This is a genomic window from Streptomyces guryensis (genome assembly GCF_021261325.1).
Classification (GTDB): Bacteria; Actinomycetota; Actinomycetes; order Streptomycetales; family Streptomycetaceae; genus Streptomyces; species Streptomyces guryensis.
The window spans coordinates 37,516-55,304 of the sequence record NZ_JAJSBI010000032.1; the positions used below are offsets into that span (position 1 = coordinate 37,516).

At 69.5% G+C, this 17,789-nt stretch carries 12 protein-coding genes and 2 pseudogenes; 5 read left to right on the plus strand and 9 right to left on the minus strand.

Annotation, left to right across the window (positions count from 1 at the left end; all coding sequences use genetic code 11):
• Positions 1–33: 33 nt before the first annotated feature.
• Positions 34–865 (minus strand): annotated as a pseudogene (locus tag LJ657_RS40720) (aldo/keto reductase).
• Positions 866–943: 78 nt separating this feature from the next.
• Here LJ657_RS40720 and LJ657_RS40725 point away from each other — a divergent pair.
• A complete protein-coding gene (locus LJ657_RS40725) occupies positions 944–2,026 on the plus strand; it encodes a LacI family DNA-binding transcriptional regulator (protein ID WP_232654729.1) in 1,083 nt (360 codons plus the stop codon).
• A 166-nt stretch (positions 2,027–2,192) separates the two neighbouring features.
• Here LJ657_RS40725 and LJ657_RS40730 read toward each other — a convergent pair whose 3' ends face one another.
• The 4 genes from LJ657_RS40730 to LJ657_RS40745 are packed head-to-tail and all read right to left on the minus strand — an operon-like array spanning position 2,193 to position 6,797.
• Positions 2,193–3,572, minus strand: coding sequence for a glycoside hydrolase family 32 protein (locus LJ657_RS40730; protein WP_232654730.1), 1,380 nt, complete (start codon positions 3,570–3,572; stop codon positions 2,193–2,195).
• Complete coding sequence (locus LJ657_RS40735) at positions 3,569–4,423, minus strand: carbohydrate ABC transporter permease (protein ID WP_232654731.1); 855 nt, start codon at positions 4,421–4,423, stop codon at positions 3,569–3,571. Before LJ657_RS40735 ends, LJ657_RS40730 begins: the two co-directional genes overlap by 4 nt.
• 14 nt (positions 4,424–4,437) lie before the next feature.
• Positions 4,438–5,391: a carbohydrate ABC transporter permease gene (locus LJ657_RS40740; RefSeq protein ID WP_232654732.1), complete on the minus strand. Its 954-nt coding sequence runs from the start codon at positions 5,389–5,391 to the stop codon at positions 4,438–4,440.
• Positions 5,388–6,797 (minus strand): extracellular solute-binding protein, encoded by a 1,410-nt coding sequence (locus LJ657_RS40745; RefSeq protein ID WP_232654733.1) that lies wholly within the window; start codon positions 6,795–6,797, stop codon positions 5,388–5,390. The genes LJ657_RS40740 and LJ657_RS40745 overlap by 4 nt, the downstream gene beginning before the upstream one ends.
• 250 nt (positions 6,798–7,047) lie before the next feature.
• Between LJ657_RS40745 and LJ657_RS40750 the strand changes: the two genes are divergently transcribed.
• Entirely contained in the window at positions 7,048–8,607 is a 1,560-nt protein-coding gene (locus tag LJ657_RS40750) for a glycoside hydrolase family 32 protein (RefSeq protein ID WP_232654786.1), read from the plus strand.
• Between the two features lie 51 nt (positions 8,608–8,658).
• Positions 8,659–8,983, plus strand: a pseudogene (locus LJ657_RS40755) (TauD/TfdA dioxygenase family protein); the annotation flags it as partial.
• 9 nt (positions 8,984–8,992) lie between these two features.
• Here LJ657_RS40755 and LJ657_RS40760 read toward each other — a convergent pair.
• From LJ657_RS40760 to LJ657_RS40770, 3 genes are all read right to left on the minus strand, one after another.
• Positions 8,993–10,036, minus strand: coding sequence for an LLM class flavin-dependent oxidoreductase (locus LJ657_RS40760; protein WP_232654787.1), 1,044 nt, complete (start codon positions 10,034–10,036; stop codon positions 8,993–8,995).
• Positions 10,037–10,135: 99 nt separating this feature from the next.
• Positions 10,136–11,641 carry a metallophosphoesterase family protein gene (locus tag LJ657_RS40765; protein WP_232654734.1) on the minus strand — a complete coding sequence of 502 codons (1,506 nt, stop codon included), beginning with the start codon at positions 11,639–11,641 and terminating at the stop codon, positions 10,136–10,138.
• 280 nt (positions 11,642–11,921) lie between these two features.
• Positions 11,922–12,845 carry an MHYT domain-containing protein gene (locus LJ657_RS40770; RefSeq protein ID WP_232654735.1) on the minus strand — a complete coding sequence of 308 codons (924 nt, stop codon included), beginning with the start codon at positions 12,843–12,845 and terminating at the stop codon, positions 11,922–11,924.
• A gap of 414 nt (positions 12,846–13,259) precedes the next feature.
• Between LJ657_RS40770 and LJ657_RS40775 the strand changes: the two genes are divergently transcribed.
• Complete coding sequence (locus tag LJ657_RS40775; protein ID WP_232654736.1) at positions 13,260–13,784, plus strand: hypothetical protein; 525 nt, start codon at positions 13,260–13,262, stop codon at positions 13,782–13,784.
• Between the two features lie 263 nt (positions 13,785–14,047).
• Complete coding sequence (locus LJ657_RS40780) at positions 14,048–16,441, plus strand: M4 family metallopeptidase (RefSeq protein ID WP_232654737.1); 2,394 nt, start codon at positions 14,048–14,050, stop codon at positions 16,439–16,441.
• Positions 16,442–16,499: 58 nt separating this feature from the next.
• Here LJ657_RS40780 and LJ657_RS40785 read toward each other — a convergent pair whose 3' ends face one another.
• Positions 16,500–17,699, minus strand: a complete 1,200-nt coding sequence (locus tag LJ657_RS40785; protein WP_232654738.1) for a glycoside hydrolase family 64 protein — start codon at positions 17,697–17,699, stop codon at positions 16,500–16,502.
• Positions 17,700–17,789 lie beyond the last annotated feature (90 nt).

Sequence of the window (17,789 nt, forward strand, 5' to 3'; positions counted from 1 at the left end):
CCTGTCAGGGCCCCCGAGTACCCCGCGGGCGGCTCAGAACTCCTCGTGCGCCTCGGGGTCCCCGCCGAGGCGCCGGTGGGCCCGGTCGGCGATCGCGCCGAGCTGGGAGGGGTCCAGTTCGAAGCCGAAGACGTCGAGGTTCGCCCGCTGCCGCTCGGGGTTCGACGACTTGGGGATGGGCACCCGCGCCCAGTTGGGTGTGCCAGCGCAGGACGACCTGGCCGGGCGTCACTCCCAGGGCCTCGGCGACGCCCAGGACCGCGGGGTCGTCGAGCAGGCTCGTACCACGGCCGAGGGGGCTCCAGCTCTCGGTGAGGATGCCCTTGGCGGTGTGGAAGGCACGCAGCTCGTCCTGCGGGAAGAACGGATGGAGTTCGATCTGGTTGACGGACGGAGGAACTCCGGTCTCCTTCTCCAGCCGCTCCAGGTGCTCGACGGTGAAGTTGGAGACGCCGATGGAGCGGACCAGGCCGTCCTCACGCAGCTTGATCATGGCCCGCCACGAGTCGACGTACTTCCCGACCCGGGGGAGCGGCCAGTGGATCAGATACAGGTCGACGTACTCCAGGCCCAGCCTGCTGCGGGACTCCTGGAAGGACGCCAGGGTCTCCTCGTAGCCGTGGTGCCGGCCCGGGAGCTTCGTCGTCACCACGACCTCCTCCCGCGGGACGCCGCTGCGGGCGGCACCGCGGCCGACTCCGTGCTCGTTGCGGTAGTTGGCTGCCGTGTCGACCAGGCGGTAGCCCATGCCCAGGGCCTCGGACACGGCCCGTTCCGCCTCCGCGTCGCTCATCGGCCAGGTGCCCAGGCCGAGCGCGGGGAGAGTCGGACCGTCGTTGAGCGCGTGCGTGGGGATGCTGACCACGGTGGGACCTTTCCTCGACTGTGCCGTACCTCCAGCGTCACGGATAGGGTGAGCTGTGATCAACCGGACGGGTGGGGGATGAAAGCAGCGCACGGGACGGGCAGCACCGGCGGCAAGGGGCCGCAGGGATCCGGACGCCCCACGTCACGCGACGTCGCCCGGCTCGCCGGCGTGTCACACACCGCGGTCTCCTTCGTGTTCAACGGCCGCGCCGAAGGCAACCTCTCGCCCGCCACGCAGGAGCGCATCCGCCAGGCCGCCGCCCAGCTCGGCTACCGCCCCGACCCCGTCGCCCGCGGCCTGCGCCGCCGTCGTACCGCCGTGATCGGACTGGTCACCGATGAGATCGCCTCCTCGCCCTTCGCGGGCCGGCTGCTGCGCGGTGCCATGGAGACGGCCTGGGACAGCGAGCACCTCGTCCTGACCGTCGACTCCGGTGGCGACCGGGCCAAGGAGGACGCGGCCGTGGCCGAACTCCTCGACCGTCGCGTCGACGGCATCATCTACGCCGCCATGTCGTTGCGCCGGGTCCGCGTCCCCGAAGGCCTGCACCGCACCCACTCCGTCCTCGCCAACTGCCTGCCCGAGGACGACTCCCTGCCCGCCGTCGTCCCCGCCGAACGCGCCGGGGGCCGCACGGCGGCCCGGCTCCTCCTCGACCAGGGACACCGACGCATCGCCGTGGTCGGCGGTCTCGACGACATCGCCTCGGTGGAGCGGCTGCGCGGATTCCGGGATGCCCTGCGGGCCGGGGGGATCACCGTGCCCAAGGAGTGGGTGGTACGGACCGGCGGGGAGATCTCCGCCGGCTACCAGGGCGCGACGCGTCTGCTCGCCGAGGTGCCCGCCGACCGCCGACCCACCGGGATCTTCGCCTACAACGACCGGGTCGCGGCGGGCATCCTGCATGCCGCGACCCGCCTCGCCATCGCCGTCCCGGACGATCTGTCGGTCGTGGGCTACGACGACCAGGAGCACATGGCCGCGTTCCTGACCCCGCCCCTGACCACGGTCGCACTCCCGCACCGGGCCATGGGCGAGGCCGCCGCCCGCCTGCTCCTCGACACCATCGACTCCGGCCGCACTCCGGCCGCCACGGTACGGCGCCTGGCCTGCCCGGTGATCACCCGCGCGTCGCTGGGGCCGGCTCCCAGCCGGTGACCTCGCGCGGCGAACGGTGATCAGATCAGTCGAGCGTCGGCGGGGCCAGTTCCCGGCCGGTGACCTCGCCCGGTCCCGTGACGAGCGGACCGGGCAAGGTTGTGCGGGCGTCGGTGGTTGCGGTCGCTGTCGTGGTGCGAGCGTGGTCGAGGGCTGGGAAGGGTGATCAGTCGAGCGTCGGCGGGGCCAGTTCCCAGCCGGTGACCTCGCCCGGTCCCGTGACGACGAGCTCGGACACGTCGTCCGGGCGCCGGTAGACCCGCTCGGTGAGCGTGGCGCGGTCGTCGACGAACAGCTCCAACAGTGAACCGTCGACGAGGATCCGCACCTGCCCGCCCGGCGCCCGCACCACGATCGGCGCCGCCCCGTCGGGCCGCGTGCGGGGCCAGCCGCCGCGATCCAGGGTCACGGTGCCCTCGTCCGGATCCAGCCGGACCGTCAGCTCCGCACCGGAGGCGGACCGCAGCAGGCGCACGGTGGTGAAGCCGTGTGCGGTGACGGTCAGGTCGTACGATGCCGGGAGCGGAACCCGCGCGGGTGCCGTGACGAACGGCTCGGCCGCGCGCAGGAGTTGGAGCTCCGGGGCCGGGACGACCCGCAGCGTGCCGTCCGGATGCGTGTCCACGACCCTCGGCGCGGTGAGGATTCCCGCCCAGCCGGCGCGGTCCACCTCGCTCTGCCCGCGGGACTCCCAGGACCAGCCCCACATCAGGGTCCGATCCGGCTCCTGGAGCACGGCGGGCGCGTAGAGGTCCCGCCCGTGGTCCAGCCGTCCGCCGGTACGCGCGACGAAGCGCAACCCATCTTCGCCATGTGGTTGGAGACGGCCCGTCAGGTACCCGGCGGCGCAGGGATCTCCGTCCCACAGCGACAGCACGAGCACCCACTCCCCGCCCGCCGTCGCGAACATCTGCGGGCACTCCCAGCCGACCGCCTCGTCACCGAACACCTCCGACGCCACAGGGTCGTTGCCGTCGAGGAGCACCGCGGCGAAGCGCCAGTCGAGCAGGTCGTCGCAGTCGTACAGCAGGACCGAGGGGGTTCCGTCCGCGTGACCCGCACCGACCAGCGCCCACCGCCGCCCGCCTCTCGTGAACACGAAAGGGTCGCGGAACATCACCGCGTCCAGATCGGCGGGCGGGCCGGTCACCACAGGTGTCGGCAGCGGCTTCCAGTCGGTCAGGGTCTCGTCGTCCGGCACCACCGCCCGGGCCAGACAGATGGTGCCCAGGCCGGTGTGGTGCCGGTCGACGCCGGTGTACACGGCGGTCGGCACCCCGTCGTCGTCGACGACGCAACCGGACCAGCAGCCCGCCTCGTCGGGGCCGCCGGGTGTCGGGGTGAGCGCGATCGGGTGGTGCTCCCAGGAGGCGAGGTCGGCGCTGGAGGCGTGACCCCAGTGGACGTTCGTGTGCACCGGGGCGTCCGGGTTGTGCTGGTAGAAGAGGTGATAGCGGTCCCGCCAACGGAAGGGCCCGTTCGGGTCGTTGATCCAGCCGGTGGCCGGACGGACCCTGAAGCGCGGCGCGTTGGGGTCGTGGTTCAACGGTTGACTCCTGCGGACGTGATGCCCTCGCGCAGAGGGCGCTGGCCGACGGCGAACACGGCGACGGCGGGGATCATGGAGAGGACGACTCCGGCGAGGACCACCGAGATGGAGCCGGTGCCCAGGTTGCCCTGGAGGGAGACCAGGCCCAGGGGCAGCGTGTAGTTCTGCCCGGAGGTCTCCAGGATGAGCGGCCGGAAGAACTCGTTCCAGTGGTAGTTGAAGGCCAGGACGCCGACGATGGCGAGGCCGGGCGTGGCCAGCGGCGCGTACACCGACCGGAAGATCCGCCAGGGCCCGGCCCCGTCCAGCATCGCCGCCTCCCCCAGATCCCTGGGCATGCCCAGGAAGTACTGGCGCATCAGGAAGGTGCCGAACGCGGTCGGGAAGGCCGGAATGATCAGGCCGAGCAGCGTGTCGGTCAGGCCCATCGACTTCAGTACCAGGAACACCGGCACGATGGTCACCTGAAGCGGCACCATCATCGTCGCCAGCACCAGCCCGAACAGCGGCTTCTTGAAACGGAACTCGAGGCGCGCGAACGCGTACCCGGCAAGACCCGCCGTGATCATCTGGCCGACCGCGATCAGCGCGGTCACCAGCGTCGAGTTCAGGGCGAGCAGCCACACGTCGATCTGGCTGAACACACCGCGGTAGGCCTCGGCCGTCGGATGCGTCGGGATGATCTTCGGGGGCAGGTCGAAGGACTGGGCCGGGGTGCGCAGCGAGGTCGACACGGTCCAGATGACCGGACCGAGGGTCAGCAGCGCGCACACGGCCAGGGCGGTGATCCGCGCCCACGGCCCGAGGGAGTAACGGGCGCGGCTCAGGGACAGGGTTGCTTGGCTCATGGAGGTCACCCGGCTCACTGGTAGTGGACGAAACGCCGGCTGAGCCGGAACTGGAGAGCGGTGACCGCCATGATCAGCACGAACAGCAGCACGCCCACCGCGGACGCCTCACCGAAGCGCAGCTGCTCGAACGCGGTCTCGTAGATGACCATCACGACGGTGCGGGTGGAGTCACCGGGCCCGCCGTTGGTCAGCACATACGGCTGCTCGAAGACCTGCAGGGCGTTGATCACACCGACCACGGTCGCCACCAGCAGCGTCGGCGACAGCAACGGCAGCGTCACATGCAGGTGCTTGCGCAGGCCGGTCGCACCGTCGAGGGAGGCAGCCTCGTGGACCTCCTTGGGGATGTTGTTCAGACCGCCGATGAACAGCAGGAACGAGAAACCGAACTGCTGCCACACATAGACGATGATCACGGTCGCGAGCGCCGCATGCTCCGAGGTCAGCCAGGGCACCGGCGAGATCCCGACCAGCCCGATCAGCCAGTTCACCACCCCGAAGTCCTGGTTGAACAGGTACTTCATCACCACGGAGATCGACGCGGCGGACAGCACCAGCGGGAAGAAGAACGCCGAGCGGAACACCGAGCGCAGCCACCCCGGCATCCGCCCGTTCAGGGTCAGGGCCAGCGCGAGGGCGATCAGCAGCTGCGCGGCGACCGCGAACACCATGAACACGAGCGTGTTGAGGAAGGAGACCCGCACGGTCGCATCGGTGAAGACCTCACGGTAGTTGGCCATCCCCGCGAAGCTCGGCGAGTCGATCACGTTCCAGTGGAACAGGCTCAGCACCACCGAGCCGACGATCGGCACGACCGTGAACACGACGATGCCGACGACCGTGGGCGCCAGGAAGAGGGCGGCGAGCAGCCGGGTGCCGCGGGTCCGCAGAGGCGAGGGCCGCGACACGTCGGCGGCCGGCGTGGCGGCCCGCGGCCGTACGGCGGGGACCTGGGTGTTCGTCATACGTCACGCTCCATGGCCTTCTCCAGGTCGCCCTGCATCCGGCGCAGTGCGGGGCGCACCGAACGCGGGGAGGCAAGAGCGGTGCCGGTGTACTTCAGGAGCACCTCGGTCACCTCCGCGACCTGCGGCGGGGCGGGGATCGGTCCGGTGTCGGGGAACTTGTCGAGGGTGTCGTAGAAGACCGGCCAGTGCTTCGGGCCGCTCTCGGCGTACCGGGCGGCGGTCAGCATCGAGCGGCGCGCCGGGGTGGTCTGGTTGGTGTCGAACAGCCGCATCAGGGTGTCCCGCCGGGCGGCGTACTTGATGAACTCCCAGGCCTCGTCCTGCTTCTTGGAGGTGCGCAGCAGCGCGTAGCCCGCCGCGCCGAACTGGTGGCGCTGGGTGCGCCAGCGCGGGAAGTACTGCACGTCGAAGCCGCTCGCCTGCATACCTGCCAGATGCAGGCCGCCCGCCCAGAAACCGCCCGCCGGTGTGACGCCGACCCGTCCGGTGGAGAACACGCCGACGAGGTTCTGTCCGTTGCCGCCCTCGGGGCGGGTGCACAGGCCCTCCTGGATCAGGGAGGCGAGATAGTCGTACGTCTCCTCCACGCGCCCGTCGGTGGCCTGCGGGGTCGTCCAGCGGAAGCCGCCGCCGCGGCCCTCGCGCTCCGCAGCCGGGTAGAAGGAGTCCCACAGCCAGCTGCCGCCGGGTGCCTTGGACTCGCTGAGCAGATTGGTGCCGCCCGCGAACAGCCAGGGCACCACACCGCCCCACAACCGGTTGGTCCAGAAGTACGGCGTGAACTGCGAGCCGCTGGACTTCTTCATGGCCCGCAGCAACGCGGTGAAGTCGTCCCGATTCCAGTCCGGCGCGGGGAAGTCGGCGCCCGCCCGCCGCAGCACCTGCCGGTTCAGGTACATGTCGGCCGCGTTGAACTCGACGGGCAGCTGGTAGAGGTGCCCCTCGTACATCATCGACTCCACCAGCGAGGGGTGGACGTCGGCGAAGTACTCCTTGAGCTCGGCCGAGTCCCGCTTCACCCAGCGGTCCAGCGGGACCCCGAGGCGCTGTGCGAACAGCTGCACGCCCTCCGTGGCCACGTAGACGAGGTCGGGCGCGGTGCCCGCCGCGATCTGGGTGAGGATCTTCGCGAAGAAGTCCGACCAGTCGACGGCCTGCACCGCGTTGATGCGGAGCTTGATGCCGGGGTGGACTTTGCGGAAGCCCTCGGTGAGGGTGCGGATGGCCTCCGGGCCGTAGGCGGGGCCGAGGGTGGCGACGACGAGGGAGCCGTCGTCGCGGCCGGGGATGTCGGCTCCGGTGAGCCGGTCCCAACTGGCGGCGGTGCCGGCCAGGGCGGCGGCCCCCGCGCCGTAGGCGCCGTACCGCAGCAGGGTGCGGCGGGCGAGATGCGAGTCGGTCATACAGGTGGGCCTAACTCGTGTTAGCAAAAACTGATGCTCAGATGATGTGAAGCCGGTCACGGGCCTGTCAAGACCTCTGAATGCCTTGACCTTTAACGAGTTAGGCGCCACAGTTCCGAACCATACCGACGGTCCGGGAATGAACAACTCCGGTTCTGGGCGGGCCGGTTATGAGCCATACGAGCCGCAGTCCTGACGACGACGTCAGGGAGGGAGCCGCACCATGCGTGACACATCCGGTACCACCGGCATGCTCGGAATGTCGAGAAGGTCATTGTTCGTCGCCTCGGTCGCGGGTGCGGCCGGTGCATTGCTGCCGCCCGGTTCGAGGCCGACGGCACAGGCGGCGGAGGCGGCCGCCGCGTGCACGGGCAGTTACCGTGCCGAGTACCACTTCACCGTCCCCGACCAGTGGATGAACGACCCGCAGCGGCCGGTGTGGATCGACGGCGAGTACCACTACTACTACCTGTACAACCGGGACTACTCGACCGGCGGTACGACGGCCGGCACCGCCTGGCGCCTGGCCACCAGCACGGACCTGGTGTCCTTCACCGACCGCGGGATCGCCGTGCCGAAGGACACCACCCCCAACGGCGACGTCTGGTCCGGCTCGGCGGTGATCGACACCGGCAACACGGCGGGCTTCGGGGCGGGCGCCGTGATCGTCATCGTCACCATGTCGCCCGACGACAACGCCGACACCCAGGCGCAGTACCTGTACTACTCGACCGACAGCGGTCGTACGTTCACGAATCACGGCACCGCCCCCGTGCTCCCCAACCCCGGTGTACGGGACTTCCGCGACCCCAAGGTCATCCGCGACGAGGAGCGCGGACGGTGGGTGATGGCTCTCGCCGAGAACGACAAGGTCGGGCTCTACCACTCGGACGACCTCAAGTCCTGGACGTACGTCGGAGGCTTCATCAAGGGCGGCATCGGCGTCCTGGAGTGCCCGGACCTCTTCCGCATCCAGGCCGAGGACGGCACCTGGAAATGGGTGCTGGGCGCCAGCGCCAACGGCAAGAGCTCGGGGCTGCCCAACACCTACGCGTACTGGACCGGCTCCTTCGACGGCACCACCTTCACCCCCGACGCCGCCGACCCGCAGTGGCTCGACCACGGCTGGGACTGGTACGCGGCCGTCACCTTCGACAAGCGGGACCCGAACGGCACGCTCGACCCGGCGGCGCGGTACGCGATCGGCTGGCTGAACAACTGGGACTACGCGAGCACCACGCCCACCATGGCCTGCGACGGCTTCAACGGCACCGACTCGATCGTCCGCGAGATCACGCTGAAGACCGACACCTCCGGCACCCACTACCTAGCCTCCCAACCCGTTTCCGGGCTGGACGCGTACGTCTCCCGCACGGTGAACCTCGGCGACGTGACCGTCGAGGGCAGCAGAACGCTCGACTACACGGGCGTCGCCTACGAACTGACCACCGAGATCACCTGGGACCAACTCACCGGCGCCGGGCTGCAGTTGCGGCGCTCCGCCGACGGCGGCCGCCACATCGACGCGGGCATCTACGGCGACTACGCCTTCCTCAACCGCCGCTACACCGTCAGCCCCGACACCTCCGGCAACTGGCAGGAGAGCCACACCCCGTTCGACGCGGCGGCGGGCACGGTGAAGCTGCGGATCCTCGTCGACCGTACGTCGGTGGAGATGTACGTCGACGACGGCCGGTACGTCCACTCCAGCGAGGCCTTCCCGGACCCGGCCGACACCGGCCTCGCCCTGTTCACGATCGACGGCCCGGCGGTGTTCCGGAACACCGTGATACGCGAGTTCACGGTGTGAGACCGAGCCTCTCCTCACCGAAAAGGGTTGGAGGAGCGGGGTGTCGGGCGCCCGGAGACGGGGGAGCGGGTGCTGTTCGTCAACGGCTACTACCTCGAGCACCTCACCGACGTCTCCCGCCCGGAGAGCCGGGCGCTGCTGGACATGCTGCTGGAGCAGGCGGTCCAGGCCCGAGTACACGGTGCGGTTCCGCTGGGAGCCGGGCAGCGTGGCCTTCTGGGACAACCGGGCCACCATCCACCTCGCTCCCAGCGACAACGCGAACCTCGTTCTCCCGCGGATCATGCACCGGGTGATGCTCACGGGAGTCGTGCCCGTCGGCGTGGACGGCAGGCCGTCGGAGCCGGTTGTCGGGACCGAACCGGGCCGCTGGTGACGCCGGCCCTCAGCCGGCGGGCCGCCAGCCGAGCGCCGGGCCGAGCTTCGTGGCCATGTCGGTGAGGATCTGTACGTAGTCCTCGTGCTCGAAGGTGAAAGGCAGCGCGAACGCCACCTCGTCCACCTCGCGGAACGCGGCATGGGCGTGGAGGCGTTCGGCGATGTCTTCTGAGCTGCCGACGATGTCCGGCGCGAACATCAGTCGGGCCGGGCCCTGCGGCGAAGCCGTGCGAGGGGTGCGCTTGGCGGCGAACTCCTCGTATTTCGCGCGCTGTTCGGGCGAGGCGGAGTCGGTGGGGATGACGACCAGACCCTGTGAGACGCGGGCTCTGTCGCCGTCGGGGTGATGGGCGCGGAAGGCGCGGATGTGGGACAGCTGGATCTCCGCGAAGTCGACGGCCGCCTCCCCGTCCGCCGCCTCCCGGCTCTCCGCCTTGACGACACTGCTGGTGAGGAAGTTCATGCCGTGCTCGCCGGCCCAGCGTGCCGAACTCAGGCTCCCGCCGCCGTACCAGAGGCGACTGCCCAGCCCGGGGGAATGCGGCTGCACTCGGTCCGAGAACACCTCGAATCCCTCGACCCCGCTGAAGTCCGTGGCGCTCCTGCCGCGCACGAAGTCCAGCAGCCGCCGCACCCGCTCGTAGGAGAAGTCCTCGGTGTCCGCCGTGTCGGGGTACAGTGCCTCCTTCACCTGGTCGTAGTGCATCGGCGGGCCGACGCTGACGCCCGGGTTGATGCGGCCCCCGGACAGGATGTCGACCGTCGCCAGGTCCTCGGCCAGCCGCAACGGGTTCTCCCAGCCGAGCGGGATGACCGCGGTGCCGAGCTCGATACGGCTGGTGCGCTGCGAGGCCGCCGCCATGACGGCGACGGGGGACGAGATGCCGTACTGGAGATGGCGGTGGCGCAGCCACGCGCTGTCGAAGCCGAGCTGCTCACCCAGCTCGATGATCTCCAGCGTGGACTCGTGGCCCCGCCGCGGATCCGCCTCGTCGAACAGGCCGATGGTCAGGAAACCGAGCTTGCGCAGGGGGCGTGAGGTCGGCGGCACGGACTCCTCCATGGTTGTTTGATGTATCAAGTATTACGGCGGTGCCAACCAGGCGGTCGCGGGAACTGTTCCCCCTGCGCGGGTCAAGATCGGGTCATCTCAGATCAGAGGAATGGTGACCTCGTCCTCGACGGGCGGTTCGATCTCCTGCGCCCGGCTGCCGGTGGCCGCGTAACAGCGCAGACGGATCGCCTCCGGGGTGACGTCCAGCCGCAGGAACTGCTTGAAGAACGGAGGGCTGTACGTCGCCGAACTCGGCGAGAACAACTGCGTGTAGATCTTGCGTACCGGGAGGCGGAGGCGTGACGTGCGGTCGGGGCGGCCCCCGGCGCCCAGCAGACCGGCCACGATGCGGATACGGCGGGTGACGCGCACCGCTCCGCCCGGGGTGCGGGTCGGCGGGATGCCGAGCCGCTCGGCGATCACGGCCATCGCCTCGTCCTCGGTGAGGGTGAAGAAGCGGCCCAGCCGCAGTCGCCGCCCGTAGAGCCTGCTGTAGAAGGCCAGGGAGTCGCCGCGCAGCGGATAGCAGCGGAAGTCCTTCTCGGTCACATCGGCGATGTCGACGCGGGGGATGGTGTGCGTGGCGTGCATGAACGCCCCGCCGCCGCCCGAGACGACGTACTGGATGGTGCGGCCGTCCACCTGGACCGGATAGCGCTGGTAGTTGTGGATGTCGCCACCGATCGACGCCACGTAGTGGTGCTCGGGGTCGCGGACGATGTCGTCCACGGTGCCGTTGCCGCCCTCGATGGTGCAGGGGTGGTGCTCACCGTCGACGTACAGGGGTGATCCGGTGATGAGGATCTTGGGGCGGTCGCCCTTGGACACCTCGCGCAGCCAGGCGCCCTGTTCGGCGTCGATCGTGCCGAGCAGGCCCGTGTCGATGCCGATGATCCGCAACGGTCCGGCGTCGATGGCCCAGTACGGACCCGGCTGGACCGCCTGTTGGGCCTGGCCGGACCTCAACTTCCTTGCTTCGTCCAGGCGTTGACCGTCGGCGGCGCGCGGCCGGTGCCACAGGAGTGAGCGCATCCAGGCCCGGCTCAGGGGGCGTGGTGCCGGCTCGGGGGCGAGGGGCGGGGCGTCCGCGCAGAAGACGCGCATGAAGGCGCCGAGGTCCTCGTACCAGTCGTGGTTGCCGGGTATCGCGTAGATCGGTGCCCGGTAGTCCTGGTAGGGGCGGAAGAACTTCGTGGCGTAGTCGTCCGCGCTGCCCACCGGGTAGATCACGTCACTGGCGACGACGGCGAAGTCCGTGCCCTGACTGATCTTCAGGAAGCCCGGTACGACGGCGTACTGGGGATCGTCGCCCTCGCCGGTGTCACCGATGACCATGAAGGAGAACCGGTCCGTCTCCGCGCGCCGGATCACCTTGTCTGCGGGCGCGCCGACCGCCTCGCGCTGTGCCACCCACCTGCTGCGGGTACGGCCCGTGGGATCGCCGAACCAGGAGGCCAGTACGCCGTTGCGGGCGGCCCACAGCGTCCTGGGATTGAGCCAGGAGAGCTTCTCGACGTGCTGTGGCATCAGCTGCTTGTAGTCGCCGCGTTCAGCGGTTCCCCAGCCGGCGCCCTGGGCGGTATCGCGTGAAGAGTCAGACACCGGTGAACCGTAACAACGATCAATTGGCGGACGGGAAGTGGGTGCGGGCGTCCGGTGCGGCGGATCGTCCGTGCCCGCGCACCTCAGGGTTGTACAAGGAGGTGCACGGTGCCCCGCCGTAACTCGCCGCGGGGCCGCAGCAGTCGGGCGCCGAGGACACGCCGTGCGAAACGGTCGCCTGATCAGCGGCGCTCCGGCCGACCCCGGCTCGGTGCGCCTGGAACCGCCGCCGCGGGTGCCGCCCGGCGCGGTGAAGCCACCGGCGGCTCCGGGCGCCGGGTCACCACTCGCGGCTGGGCGGCGGGGCCCACTGCGGCGCGGGCGGCGCTGCGGTCCCGTACTGGTCCTGCCGGGGTCGGGCAGGAGAGCTGCGGCCGCCGAACTGGGCGATGCTGTGCTGCGGAGCGGGTTCTGCCGCCTGGTCGGTGTCGGATGCCCGCCGCGAGGGCGCCGACTTGTTCCACTCGCCGTCGCCCAGCACCAGAAGCGGGTCGAACATGACCACCACACCGGCCAGCAGCAGGAAGACGGTCGGTCCCAGGAGCATGGGCAGCAGCAGGGAGCTGGGCGAATCCCCCGCCCAGGCCCCACTGTTGTTGCCGTGCACATGCACGCTGACGGCGGCCATGGCCGTGTAGTGCATGCCGGAGACCGCCACGCCCATGACCAGACTGGCCCCGAGACTCGTCATGAAGCCCCGGACGGTGACGGCAGCCCACAGGGCGGTGGTCGCCGCGACGATCGCGATGGCGACCGACAGGGCGACGGCGAGGGGGGCGTACTGGAAGTCCCCGTTGACCTGCACCGCAGCCATGCCCAGGTAGTGCATCGCGGCGACGCCGAGACCGGTGACCACGCCCGCGACGCCCAGCGCGGCCTTGCCGGCGCCCAGATAGCCGACGATGAACACGCCGATGCCGACCACCACGATCGACACGGCAAGGCTCAGCAGAGTGAGCCCGGTGTCGTAGCGGATCCCGGTCTCCTCGACCTGGAACCCGAGCATGGCGATGAAGTGCATCGTCCAGATCCCGCAGCCGATCGAGGCGGCGCCGAGCGCCAGCCAGCCGGGCTTCCAGGACGCCTCGTTGAGCAGGGACCGGACGATGCAGCGCAGTCCCAGCGCCCCTCCCAGACAGGCCATCAAATAGGCCGCCACCGGGGTCACCGCGCCATAGCGGAACCCGTCAATCGTGCCTTGCATGTGCCAACTCCCCCCAGAGCCAAGGCGATTTGTGGAGCCAAGGTCTACGGGTAAGAGTCGCGTAAACGCAAGGGCTTACCTTTGGTAACTGAATAACTCTCAACTCTCAGCGGTCAACTTCAGTCACACAGGGGCGAGTTCCGGCCATTCGGTGATCCCTTCGTCGACAGTGGTTCCGGGGGCGGGCTGCCCCGCCGAGGGGCAGCGTGATCGACCAAGGGTCGAGGCGCGAGTTTCCGCCGTGTTATCGAACACCCAAGCGCATGCCAGGCGTTGGGCAGCCGAAAGTCAAGAGGTGGCAAGGAATCAGTGAGGTCACTGATTCTTCACTTCGTATTTCTACCCGCATAGACCCGGTGGTGCTGTCATGCACACACCCGCCCGGAACCCCGGGCCCATCGCGGGAGAACCCCCATGCGCGCCATGCGCCGCCTCACCGCCACCACGGCATCCCTCACCCTCTCCGTCGCCGGCCTCATCATCGGCACCGGCTCGGTCGCGCACGCGGCCAGTTGCTCGCAGTCCTACCTGCCGCTGCCGGACCCGACCTGCCAGCCCGGCGCCTACAACCCCGACGTCACCCAGTCCACGATCGACACGACCATCTGCGTGTCCGGCTGGACCGCCACCGTGCGCCCCTCCACCTCGTACACCAACGCCCTCAAGGTCAAGCAGATAGCGGAGTACGGCTACTCGGACACCAGCACCTCGGACTACGAGGAGGATCACCTCGTTCCGCTCGAACTCGGCGGAGCCCCCAAGGACGCGGAGAACCTGTGGCCCGAGCCGCGGTACGGCGACGAGACCGCCGCCAGCAAGGACTCGGTGGAGAACAAGCTCAAGAAGGCCGTCTGTGCCGGCACCGTCAGCCTCGACGACGCCCGCAGCGCCATCGCCAGTGACTGGACCACCGCCCTGTCCTCCGTCGGCCTCAGCTGACCCTTCGGCGACACCACCCGGCGGTCTGCCCGTATCCCCAGCGGGCAGGCCGCCCCGTCGTACAGAGGGATAACCCTCGAATGGCCGCCCTCGTCTTGGCATGACCCGGTCAATCCTGTCATCCTCCTCCCCAACTGCCGCGCACCCCCCACGTTCTCATCACGCAGTGACGGTTCCGCACAGCTCGGCTCGTCCCGGTCAGCACACCCGTCTGCCCGGTCTGTCACCGGCCGCCCCACGCGGCCGCAGCAGTAGGAGAACGAGTGAGACGCATCCCCCGCAAGCGGACAGCGGTCGGAGCCCTGGTCTCCACCGCGGCCTTCCTCGCCGTCGGCATCCAGTCGGTCCCGGCGGACGCGAAGGCCGCCACCCCCCATCCCAGCCCCCTCCGCGCCGGGGGACTGGAGGCAGAACTGACCCCGGCGCAGCACGGCGCGCTCATCAAGAGCGCGAAGCAGCGGACGACCGCGACCGCCCGCACGATCGGGCTCGGCGGCAAGGAGAAACTGGTCGTCAGGGATGTCGTCAAGGACAAGGACGGCACCCTTCACACCCGCTATGAGCGTACCTACGCGGGTCTCCCCGTCCTCGGCGGCGACCTCGTCGTGCACACCCCGCCCGCCTCCCTGGCCACCGGCACGGTGAGCACGACCTTCAACAACAAGCACACCATCAAGGTCGCCTCCACCACCCCCGCCTTCACCGAGGCGGCCGCGCAGACCAAGGCACTCAAGGCCGCCAGGTCCCTCGACGCCCGGCGGCCCACCACCGACAGCGCCCGCAAGGTCATCTGGGCCGGCACCGGGACCCCGAAGCTCGCCTGGGAGACGGTGGTCGGCGGCCTGCAGGACGACGGCACGCCGAGCCGGCTGCACGTCATCACCGACGCCACCACCGGCAAGGAGCTCTACCGCTACCAGGGCATCAGGACGGGCACCGGCAACACCCAGTACAGCGGCACGGTCACGCTGAACACCACGCTGTCCGGTTCGACGTACCAGCTGTACGACACCACGCGCGGCGGCCACAAGACGTACAGCCTCAACAACGGCACCTCGGGCACCGGCACCCTGATGACGGACTCCGACGACGTCTGGGGGACCGGGTCGGGGTCCAACACGCAGACCGCGGGCGCGGACGCGGCCTACGGTGCGCAGGAGACCTGGGACTTCTACAAGAACACCTTCGGCCGCAGTGGCATCAAGAACGACGGCGTCGCCGCGTACTCCCGCGTCCACTACAGCACGGCGTACGTCAACGCCTTCTGGGACGACAGCTGCTTCTGCATGACCTACGGCGACGGCTCCGGCGGCACCCACGCGCTGACCTCGCTGGACGTGGCCGGCCATGAGATGAGCCACGGCGTCACCTCCAACACGGCAGGGCTCGACTACACCGGTGAGTCCGGCGGCCTCAACGAGGCGACCTCCGACATCTTCGGCACCGGTGTGGAGTTCTACGCCAACAACGCGTCCGACCCGGGCGACTACCTCATCGGCGAGAAGATCGACATCAACGGCGACGGCACGCCGCTGCGGTACATGGACAAGCCGAGCAAGGACGGCGGTTCCGCGGACAGTTGGTACTCCGGCGTCGGCAACCTCGACGTGCACTACTCCTCGGGCCCGGCGAACCACATGTTCTACCTGCTGTCCGAGGGCAGCGGCACCAAGACCATCAACGGTGTCACCTACGACAGCCCGACCTCCGACGGCGTCGCCGTCGCCGGCATCGGGCGGGCCGCGGCCCTGCAGATCTGGTACAAGGCGCTGACGACGTACATGACGTCCAGCACCGACTACGCCGGAGCCCGCACCGCAGCCCTCAACGCCGCCGCCGCGCTGTACGGCACCGGCTCCACCCAGTACGCCGGCGTCGGCAACGCCTTCGCGGGCATCAACGTGGGCAGCCACATCACCCCGCCCTCGTCAGGCGTCTCGGTCACCAACCCGGGCAGCCAGTCCGCGACCGTCGGCACCGCGGTGAGCCTGCAGGTCTCGGCGAGCAGCACCAACAGCGGCTCGCTGGCGTACGCCGCGACCGGACTGCCCACCGGCCTGTCGATCGACAGCTCCACCGGCGTGATCTCCGGAACGCCGACGACGCCCGGCACCTACAGCACCACCGTCACGGTGACCGACTCGACGGGCGCCACCGGCACCGCCTCCTTCACCTGGACGGTGAGCGCCGGCGGAGGCGGCACCTGCACCTCCGCCCAGCTCCTCGGCAACCCGGGCTTCGAGTCGGGCAACACCACCTGGACCGCGACCAGCGGCGTCATCACCAACGACAGCGGTGAACCGGCCCACGGCGGTTCCTACTACGCCTGGCTGGACGGATACGGATCCACCCACACCGACACGCTGTCCCAGTCGGTGACCATCCCGAGCGGCTGCAAGGCGACGCTCACCTACTCCCTGCACATCGACACGTCGGAGACCACCAGCAGCGTCGCCTACGACAAGCTGACGGTCACCGCCGGTTCGACGACCCTGGCGACGTACTCGAACCTCAACGCCGCCTCCGGATACACACAGAAGTCCTTCGACCTGTCGTCGCTGGCAGGCTCGACCGTCACCCTCAAGTTCAGCGGTGTCGAGGACTCCTCGCTCCAGACCAGCTTCGTCGTCGACGACACCTCGCTGACGACCGGCTGACCCCGCCCGCACGAATCCGGGCCTCATCCCGTCCGTCGCGGGGTGAGGCCCTTCGTCGTCAGTTGGACGGGTCGAGGGTCAGGTCCGCCTGCTGCGGGCTGCCGTCATGGACGAGCGACTCGTGGTTGCCGACGTCGTCGAAGGCGAACGCGTAGGCCTTGCCGTCGGCCATCTGCGCATGGATCGCGCGGGCGTACTGGTTGGTCACGGTGTCCTGGTAGAAGTTGGCCGAGGACGTGTCCGGCTGGTTGGGGTCGACGAGCAGCGTGGAGCGGTTGAAACCTGCGCACAGGGTGCGCGAAATGGGGCCGCGCACCCGGTCGTTGGGCGCATCGAGCAGTTTGTGGCAGCCGAAGACGCTGTCCGCGTCCGGTTTCTGGAAGGTCGTCACCACGTTGCCGGAGCCGTCGGTGAAGTTCATGACACCCCCGGCGACCTTGCCGTAGTACTTGGTGTCCGGGTGGTCGCCGAACGGTGTCACGGTGAGTGTCGACGATGCGTACTTCTGCCAGACGCGGTTGACGTAGTCGTCCATCACGGATGCCGGCAGCGCGCCGGACTCCAGTCCGTGGCCCGGTGCCAGCGCCCGCAGCACCGTCCCGTCGGAGCGGGTCTGGATCAGTCCGGCCCAGCCGCCGGGCTTCCCGCGCAGATCGTTCAGGACGCCGTTGTAGCCGCCCGACTTGAGGTGCCCGGTGGTGGCAGTGTTCCCGTCGGCCCCCTTCACGCCCACCGCGTAGGGCGCGGAGAACATGTCCACCTGTGTGCTGTTGAGCCACAGGCCGGAGTCGTTGAGCGTGTACTCGGACCAGTTGAACAGGATGTCGTGGTTCGGGTCGCTCGGGTTCTGCACGGCGGGCTGCACGAGACCGCCGGTGGTCAGCTTGAACACGAGCTTCTGCCCGTAGGAGAAGTAGATCCGCCCGGAGAACTTGGGGATCCGGATCGTCTTCGACCGGCCCGCGGCGGGTCCCGCGATCGACGCGTCCGGCGCGGGTGTCGGCGGGTTGCCGCCGGCCGGCCACGCGTGGAACGTGCCGTTCGCGTCCGCCCACCCCTGCTGTCCCGTCGAGAGCAGGGTGCCGATCGTGTAGACGTAGACCGCGTCGCCGCGGCCGGAGTTGTTGGTCACCTGCAGGGGGATCGTGTCGGGTACCGCCGCCTTGGCGGACGACGGCGCCTGGATCGCGATCACCGCGGCGATCAGTGCCGCTGCGGCTGTGGGGGCCGTCAGCCGGCGTGTGAGCTTGTGGTGCACGCTCCACCTCCGTGTGTGGGGTCACTCGAGGGGTTGGTCCGTACCTGTTCTTGAGAGCGCTCTCAAACTGGCACTAGGTTGCGTGCATGT